Here is an 8,102-nt window from a genome sequence, read left to right as displayed (position 1 = left end):
CCGACTCCCGCAGCACGGGCAGCTGGCCGAAGAGGCGGTCGAGCGGGCGCTGATCTCGATCGCACCGTAACGGGTGCAAACATTTTCGACGACCAGGCCCACCGGGAGCAGCGCCTTCACGTCAAGACTTGCCATCGCATTCATCCTTCTGAGCTGACGTCAGAAAAAATAGCCGCCGCGCGTGCGCGGCCTGCATCCAAATTGAGTCAGAGCCAGTTTTCGGTGCCGATCACCCCGCTACGGGGCCAAAACTGCACGCCTGTTCACAGTTCAGGCGCTCGGGCTCAGATCGTGTCCCATTGAGAGGTGTAAGATCGCCGACCTTCGGAGAGGCCCGGATCTGATCAGGAGGCCACGGCCGGCAGCCTGATGCTCTGAGTGTCGGTCACGCGGGCGGCCGCGCGCTGCGCTACGCCGAAGGCTCCGCGCGCGGCCTCCTACACCAAGCGCTGGGACACGATCCGGGCTCATGCTGCTGGAGCAGGTCGCCTAGCTTGACACGCGCGTAGATGCCCTTGCCAAGGAGATCGGGAACCGAGCTGCGCAAAGCGAAGACATTTCCCGTATCGTGACAATGCCGGGTGCTGGTCCGACCGGCGCGATGGCAATCCACGCCTGCGCGCCGCCACTCGAGACCTTCGGAAGCGGGCGTGACGTCGCTGCATGGTCGGGCCACGCGCCCAAGCAGATGTCGACCGGCGGAAAACCAAAGCTCGGCAGACCCTCCCGGATGCGACAGCGAGATATTCGGCGATTGCAGAGTATCGGTGCCATGGGCGTGGCCAGATGGGCGATCCGCAAGGGAGCACCAACCGGATCGTGGCTTGAGCACATGATGGCCCGCAAGCCACGACTTCCGGTCGCGATGGCGCTCGCAAGCAAGATGCACGAATGCTCTGGGCTATGGCGGCCAAGAAAGAGGATTCCGAGGTTCGGCAGCCCTGGCCTGACGGGCAAGGGTCAACGAGCGACGCCGGCAGTGTGAACAGGGCAAAGGGAAGCAAGGGACGACGATCAACGAGAGCGAACGGGACACCCGGAGTCAGGGTACGGAGCTTCGCGCTCGCCAACCCGATTTGGACCCGGTTCGCGCATCTCCATGCGGGCCAGCGGCGCGAACGGCCGCAATGACAGGCCGGACACACGAGTGCACCCGATCACGTCCCGCACCTTCCCAGGTTCTGCCTGCATTTCGGGGGCCTCCACACCCGACCCACCGAGAACCCCGATGGCCACCGCCAGCTACACCACTTAGGGTAATTGCCATGTCCCGCCCACTGAATGTGCTAGCGCAGGATGAGCGGACGCCCGGCGCAGGACCGGGAATTGAACATGGAGGCCGAGATGAGCGCCTTTGCAGCCCTTGATGTGCCGCAGGAACAGACGGCGATCTGCGTAGTCAACGTCTCGGGCAGGGTTCTGGCGGAGGCCAAGGTTGCGACCTGTCCGGATGCCATTGCCGGATGGCTGGCCGCGCAGACCGCCGACGTTGAACGGATCGGCATGGAGACCGGACCGCTGGCCGTCTGGCTCTGGAACGCGCTGGCGGAGCGCGGGCTGCCGGCCGTCTGCCTCGAGGCCCGCCACGCCAATGGCGTGCTGAAGATGACGCCCAACAAGACGGACAGGTTGGTTGCCCGCGGGCTGGCGCAGATCGGCCGCTCCGGCTGGTTCCGGGCCGTGCAGATCAAGAGCCGCGACGCCTATGTGACCCGCGCCTCGCTGACGGCCCGGGACAAGCTGGTCAGCCTGCGCGCCAGCCTGGAGAACGAAGTCCGCGGGTTGCCGAAGACCTTCGGCGTGACGTCCGGCAAGCGGCTCGGCGGCTTCAAGCGCCGCGCCGGCGAAATCATCGCAAGGGACCTCGCGGTTTCGCCCGGGCTCGTGCCCATATTCGAGGCCTTGATGCCGGTCTGGCGGGACGTCCTGGCCAGGATTGCCGATCTCGCCCGCCGGATCCGCGTTATTGCCGGATCGCACCAGACGGTCCGGTTGCTGATGACTGTGCCGGCCTCGGGCCGATTGCTGCGATGGCAGTCGTCGCGGCGTTCGATGATGCCGGACGGTTCCGCCGCTCGGCGAGTGCCGGGGCCTACCTTGGCCTGACGCCGCGCCGTTGCGAGTCGGGTGAGATAAGCTGGAACGGCCGTGTCTCGAAGCGCGGCGATGCCTTTGCGCGGAAATGCCTCTTCGGGGCGGCGAACGGGATCTACTGCCGGAAGCTTGGCGGTACGCGTTTGCGCGATTGGCCCGGGGGCATCGCGGGACGGACCGGTCCGCGCAAGGCCAAGGTCGCGCCAAGGAAGCTGGCCGTCAAGCTGCACGCCATGTGGCGCACCGGAACGCCGCTCAGGGATGCAGCAACGGCCTGAACGCAAAAACGCTAGCGCCGCCACATCCGAATGCGTCCAGCCGGGACGCGCGGCGAGGGCAAGATGGCTCCCACGGCTGCGGCCATGACCGCGCACACCACTTCGATCTGCCCGACCCTGAACGCAAACATGCAGCGACCGTCGCGGTGACCGCGGAGAGAGGGCCCGGTATCTTGCCCGGACAGATGATACGGCGCGGCGGCTGCAAACGATGCCCGGCGCGGGGCCGCAGACGGCGCTGGCCATCAACAGCTTTGCTCCGCCCATGGAGCGTTCCGGGCGCGGACGAGATTTTGCGGCCTGGCCCGGCCTCGTGCCGCGCCAATGCACATCCGGCGGCAAGGACCGCCCGGGGCGCATCTCGGAAGCCGGCCGGACCGACATCGGAAATCTGGTGGCCATCGGCGCCGTGTCGCGCCTGGCAGTGCTGGCCCGGACGTCGAGTCAGGAGGGCTCATGGCTGGCACGCCTGCTGCAGCGCAGGCCCCTCATGCCCGTCGCCATTGCACTGGCCAGAAAGATGGCACGGCCATCCGGGCGATGACGGCAAGGAAGGCGGATTATCGAGACCGGGCAGCGGCTGTTCCCGCATGAGGGCCGCAAGCCCCCGTGCGCCGGTGAAGGAGGCGCGAGACGTCGATGACCTGAATGGGCGCAATGATCGAAAGGAACTGGATTGGGAAAACCGGACGTCGTTCTCGGGCATGAGGGCTCTTGCAGACGACATGGATCCGGTCCGCAGACCACCATCACGGCCAGCGGCCTCCTGGACGGCCGCGCACCCAAGAGGCCCGAGAGAAGAACGCATTCGATCACCAGCTACCACCGGTCAAAAGCGACTTGCGCCAGGGGCGGCAGCCAGAGAGGCTTCGACGCGCTCGGCCGGAAGCGGAGGCCGGAAACGCGCGGCAGATGTCCGCGGGCGCGTCGCCGGACCACCCCGTCAGCCGCGGGCGCGGCCTGCCAGCGGCATCAGGCCTGAAGGTCCGGGAAATCTCCGGAGACCGGGCCGCCAAGGCGCCGCTCTGCAAGACTGGCCTGCCGACCTGCCCGCTCCCGCTTTGCGGGATGGCGGCTCCGGCTCAGCGCTCGGTCAGCTTCAGCTCGATCCGGCGGTTCTTGGCGCGGGCCTCGGGCGTGTCGGCGGGATCGACCGGCTGGTACTGGCCGAAGCCCGTTGCCGCAAGCCGGTCGGGCGGGAAGCCGTATTCGTCGATCATGAAGCGCACCACCGAGAGGGCGCGCGCCTGGCTGAGCTCCCAGTTGTCGCGGAACCGGCCCGAGCGGATCGGCGAATCGTCGGTATGGCCGTCGACGCGGACGATCCAGTCGATGCCCGGCGGGATCACCGCGGCGACCTCCTGCAGCAGCTGCGCCACCTTGGCGATCTCGCTGCGCCCGGCCTCGGACAGCTCCGCCTGGCCGACATCGAAGAGAACCTCGCTGTCGAAGACGAACCGGTCTCCGACGATCTTAACGCCCTCCTGGTCGCCGATCGCGTCGCGCAGGCGGCCGAAGAATTCCGACTGGTAGCGCTCCAGCCGCTGCGCCTCGGCCTCAAGCCGCTTGCGCTCCGCCTCCTCGAGCTGCGCCCGGCGGCGCTCTTCGAGATTGGCGCGGGCCAGCGCGGTGTTCAGGCGGTCGCCGAGCGTGTTGATTTCAAGCTGCGCGGCATCGTCCCGCGCCTCTGCGGCGTCAAGCAGCGACTGCACCCCGCCAAGCTGGGCGCGCAGCTCTGCCATCTGGGCATTGAGCAGCGCCACCTCGCGGGCCCGCTTCTCGGCCGCCTCGCTGCTGGTGTCGCGCGCCGCCTCGGCCTCGGCCAGCGCCCCGCGCGCGGTCTCGAGCAGCGCCGCCTGGCGCTCCGCCTCGGTCATCGCTTCCTGGCCCCGGTCCTCGGCTGCGGACTGTGCCGCCAGCGCGGCGGCAAGCTGCTCGCGGATCTGCGCCTCGTCGAGCTGCTGGCCGGAAAGGTCCTGCCGCGCCGCCGCCAGCGCATCCTCCAGCTCGGACGCGCGGTCCCCGGCCTCGGCCAGCGCATCGTCCTTCCGGCGGCCCTCGGCCACGGCGGCGGCCAGCCGCGCCGTCAGGTCGTCCTGCGAGGCCTTCGCCGCCGCCAGCAGCGTCAGCGTGTCCTCGGCCTTCTGCCGCTGCGCCTCGAGCGCCAGCGACATCGCGGTCAGCTCGGCATCGGCATCCGCCAGCCGCGCCCGCAGCGCCTCGGCCGCCGCGGCCTCGGCCAGCCGCCCGGCCTCCTCGTCATCGAGCGAGGCCTGCGTGTCCGAAAGCTCAGCCTGCGCGCCGGAAAGCGCCTCGTCGCGGGCGGCCAGATCGGCGCGGGTCTGCGCCAGCAGCGCCTCCACCGCCTCGCGCTTCGACGCGGCGAGCCGGGCCGCCTCCGCCTGGGCGTCGATCTCGGTGCGCGCCGTGGCAAGCTGCTGCTCCAGCGCCTCCTGCTGCGACTGCAGCTCGGCCTCGCGCCCGGCAGCATCCTGAAGGTCCTGGAACTGCGCTTCGGTCTCGGCCCGCAGCGTCGCCAGCATGGTTTCCCGCGCTTTCGCCTCTGCCGCCGCCTGGTCCAGCGCGCTGTCCCGCTCGGCCACCTCGCCGGAAAGCTCGTCGGTCTTCGCCCGCTCCAGCCCGAGCGCATCGGAGAGGCTGTCGAGCTCGGCGCCGAGCTTGTCGAGCTCGCTTTCCTGGCCGGTGATCGTCTCGGACAGCAGCGACTGCATCACCATGAAGATCGTCAGCACGAAGAACAGCACCAGCAGGAGCCCGGTCATCGCATCGACGAAGCCCGGCCAGATCGAGGCCTGGAAACGGCTGCTCCGGCGGCTCAGCGCCATCTCAGCGGGTCCCGTCGGTGCCGGTCGCCTGCTCGATCACGCGGATCAGCCGCGACAGGTCCTGGCGCAGTTCCGACACGCTTTCCTGGCGGCCGGCATTGACGTCTTCCATCAGCCGCAGGAGCTGCACGTCGATGCTGCGCAGGCGCATGCGGGTCTCGGCGCCCGGCGCGTCCTCCTGCTCGCTCTTCGCGGCCAGCGCCTCGAGCGCGCCCGACAGCCGGTCCTGGCCCTCGGCGACGCGGGCGAAGGCCTCGCCCATGCGGGTCTCGTTCTCCATCCGCGCGGTCATCCGGTCGAGCGCGGCGCCGAGCCCGGCAAGGCGGCTGTCCATCGCGACGCGATGCGCCTCGGCCTCGCGGATCACGCTGTGCAGCTCGCCCATCTGCAGCGCCACCTGGTCGAGTGCGGCGGCCACCGCGGTGCCGTCCGAGCCGCCCTCGCCGTCGCCGCCGGCGAAGCCCAGGCGGGTGATGGTCGAAAGCCATTCCTCCAGCTCGCGGTAGAAGCGGTTCTGGCCGTGGCTGGCGAAGAGCTCCAGCAGGCCGACGACCAGCGATCCGGCGAGGCCGAGCAGGGACGAGGCGAAGGCCGTGCCCATGCCGCCAAGCTGGGTTTCCAGCCCCGCGATCAGCCGGCCGAAGACGGCGGTGCTGTCCTCGCCCGCCGAGGGCGCCAGCGAGCGGATCGTGTCGACCACCGCCGGGACGGTCGTCGCCAGACCGTAGAAGGTGCCGAGCAGCCCGAGGAAGATCAGCAGATTGCCCAGATAGCGCGTGATGTCCCGCGCCTCGTCGATCCGGGTGGCGACGGTGTCGAGGATCGAGCGCGAGGAGGCGGAGCTGATCTGCATCCGGCCGCGGCGCGAGCGCATCAGCGCGGCAAGCGAGGCCAGCAGGCGCGGCGCCTGCGAGGCATCCATGCCCGGACGCTCGGCGGCGAAGCCCTCGATCCAGCGCACCGAGGAAATCAGCTGCGCCACCTGCCAGAAGCAGGCCAGCACGCCGATCACGAAGACCACGCCGATCGCGCCGTTGAGATAGGGGTTGGCCGAGAAGACGCTCCAGACCCGGGGCAGCAGCAGCCACCCCCCGGCGCCGAAGGCGGCGGATACGGTCACCATCATGAAGATCTGGCGGACCGGCTGGGAGAACTGGGGCGCGGAACTTGGGTCTGACATGGCCATGCCGCAGGTCTAGCCGATCACGTGCGGTCCGGGAAATCCCGCGTCGCGCTGAAATGGCCGCGGCACAATTTTGTCACACCGACAGGGCCTTCGCCAGCCACGCCATGTCCGCATCTTCGAGCCCGAGCTCAATCAGGTGGCGGTGCGTGTTCATCAGGTAGTCGCGATTCGGCCCCTTTTCGCCATGCGCGGCGGCGATGATTCCGGCCTGCGCCTCCAGCGACAGCCCGCCGGCATACTGGTGATGCGCCGGATCGACCACATAGGTCACCGCCTCGACGCTGCGCCCGTCGGTCAGCGACAGGTCGTGCCATTCCTCGCGATAGGCCGAGGAGATCAGCTCGCGCGCGCGCAGCGCCTCGAGCGCGGCGTCCCGCCCCTCCGGCGCCACGCGGAAGGCGACGCCGAGGCAGGAGGCGCCCTCGGACCGGTCGAGCGCCAGCACCAGACCCGGGGCCTCGGGCGTGCCGCGGTAATGGACCGACCACATGCAGAAGGAGCGGTGATAGCCGTCGAGCCGCGCCAGCTGGCGCTCGGCCGGGGCGAAGCAGGGGCTCCATAGCAGCGACCCGTAGCCGAAGACCCAGAGATCCCGTGATGTCATGCCGCTGGCCCTCCTTCTGCGGGACTTGTACATAAGGACCGGACCGGGATGGAAGGGAGCCCCATGAAATATCTGCTGGCTGCGATCCTCGCCGCCGCCCTGGGCTGGGGCGGCTACTGGACCTATGGCGCCTTCGCCACCGAACGTGCCGTCGAGGGCTGGCTCGAAGAGCGCGCGGCCGAGGGCTGGGTCGCCAATTACGACAGCGTCGAGACCCACGGCTTCCCCAACCGCTTCGACACCACGATCGAGAAGCCGCAGCTGGCCGATCCCGCCACTGGCGTCGCCTGGTCGGCCGATTTCCTGCAGCTCCTGTCGCTGAGCTACAAGCCGAACCACCTGATCGCCGTCTGGCCGCACGAGCAGGTGCTCTCCACCCCGCTGGAGACGGTGACGATCGGCACCGGCGACCTGCGCGCCTCGCTGCGGGTCAATCCGCTGGCCAACATGGCGGTCCAGCAGATCACCCTGGCCGGCGAGGATATCCGGCTGTCCTCGACGCTCGACTGGGAGGCGACCGCCTCGGCCATGCAATTCGCCGCGCGGCGGATCGACGGCGAGCTGCCGAGCTACGACATCGCCGTCTCGCTCGAGGACGTGACGCCCCCGGCCTTCCTGTCGCGCCTGCTGGAGCGCGGCGGGCTGGAGCCGGGCGCGATGGGCACCGCCGAGATCGACGCCAGCGCCGCCTTCGACGCGCCCTGGGACCTGTCCTCACTGGAGGAGGCGCGGCCGCAGCCCCGCCATATCGCGCTGCGCGGCGCCCGCGCCGCCTGGGGCGCGCTGGAGCTGCAGGCAAAGGGCGAGGTCGATATCGGCCCCGACGGCCTGCCCGAGGGCGAGGTGACGGTCCGCGCCACCAACTGGAAGGCGATGCTCGATCTGGCCCGCGACAGTGGCGCGCTCAATCCCGACCTGGCGCGGCTGATGGAGGGCGGGCTGAACCTGATCGCGCGGATGTCGGGCGGCGGCAACGCCATCGACGTGCCGCTGGCCTTCAAGGACGGGCGGATGACGCTGGGCGGCATGGTGCCGCTGGGCGCCGCGCCGCGGATCGTGCTGCGCTGAGCGCGCCCTGCCCCGGCCGCGGCCGG

General features: G+C 69.7%; 7 protein-coding genes and 1 pseudogene. 5 read left to right on the top strand and 3 right to left on the bottom strand.

Going from position 1 to position 8,102, the window contains the following annotated elements; genetic code table 11:
* The first annotated feature begins 574 nt into the window (after nucleotides 1–574).
* From FGX59_RS17220 to FGX59_RS17210, 4 genes and pseudogenes are all read left to right on the top strand, one after another.
* Nucleotides 575–985, top strand: a complete 411-nt coding sequence (locus tag FGX59_RS17220) for a transposase (RefSeq protein WP_370296093.1) — start codon at nucleotides 575–577, stop codon at nucleotides 983–985.
* 347 nt (nucleotides 986–1,332) lie between these two features.
* The gene (locus FGX59_RS17215) at nucleotides 1,333–2,106 is read left to right on the top strand and encodes a transposase (RefSeq protein ID WP_240722525.1); all 774 of its coding nucleotides are present in this window, start codon (nucleotides 1,333–1,335) and stop codon (nucleotides 2,104–2,106) included.
* Nucleotides 2,031–2,372: a transposase gene (locus tag FGX59_RS38750; RefSeq protein ID WP_240722523.1), complete on the top strand. Its 342-nt coding sequence runs from the start codon at nucleotides 2,031–2,033 to the stop codon at nucleotides 2,370–2,372. Before FGX59_RS17215 ends, FGX59_RS38750 begins: the two co-directional genes overlap by 76 nt.
* Before the next feature lie 178 nt (nucleotides 2,373–2,550).
* Nucleotides 2,551–2,916 (top strand): annotated as a pseudogene (locus tag FGX59_RS17210) (transposase); the annotation flags it as partial.
* A gap of 538 nt (nucleotides 2,917–3,454) precedes the next feature.
* On the opposite strand, the gene FGX59_RS17205 reads toward FGX59_RS17210, so the two are convergent.
* The 3 genes from FGX59_RS17205 to FGX59_RS17195 form a co-directional block, all read right to left on the bottom strand.
* Nucleotides 3,455–5,218 carry a peptidoglycan -binding protein gene (locus FGX59_RS17205; protein ID WP_138468372.1) on the bottom strand — a complete coding sequence of 588 codons (1,764 nt, stop codon included), beginning with the start codon at nucleotides 5,216–5,218 and terminating at the stop codon, nucleotides 3,455–3,457.
* 1 nt (nucleotide 5,219) lies between these two features.
* Complete coding sequence (locus FGX59_RS17200; RefSeq protein WP_240722522.1) at nucleotides 5,220–6,404, bottom strand: biopolymer transporter ExbB; 1,185 nt, start codon at nucleotides 6,402–6,404, stop codon at nucleotides 5,220–5,222.
* Nucleotides 6,405–6,477: 73 nt separating this feature from the next.
* Complete coding sequence (locus FGX59_RS17195; protein WP_138468371.1) at nucleotides 6,478–7,008, bottom strand: gamma-glutamylcyclotransferase; 531 nt, start codon at nucleotides 7,006–7,008, stop codon at nucleotides 6,478–6,480.
* A 63-nt stretch (nucleotides 7,009–7,071) separates the two neighbouring features.
* On the opposite strand from FGX59_RS17195, the gene FGX59_RS17190 reads away from it, so the two are divergent.
* Nucleotides 7,072–8,076, top strand: a complete 1,005-nt coding sequence (locus FGX59_RS17190) for a DUF2125 domain-containing protein (RefSeq protein ID WP_171060684.1) — start codon at nucleotides 7,072–7,074, stop codon at nucleotides 8,074–8,076.
* Nucleotides 8,077–8,102: the final 26 nt, after the last annotated feature.

Origin of the sequence: Poseidonocella sp. HB161398 (assembly GCF_005870025.1) — a bacterium.
GTDB lineage: Bacteria > Pseudomonadota > Alphaproteobacteria > Rhodobacterales > Rhodobacteraceae > Mangrovicoccus.
This window is presented reverse-complemented; position numbering and strand designations above follow the sequence as displayed.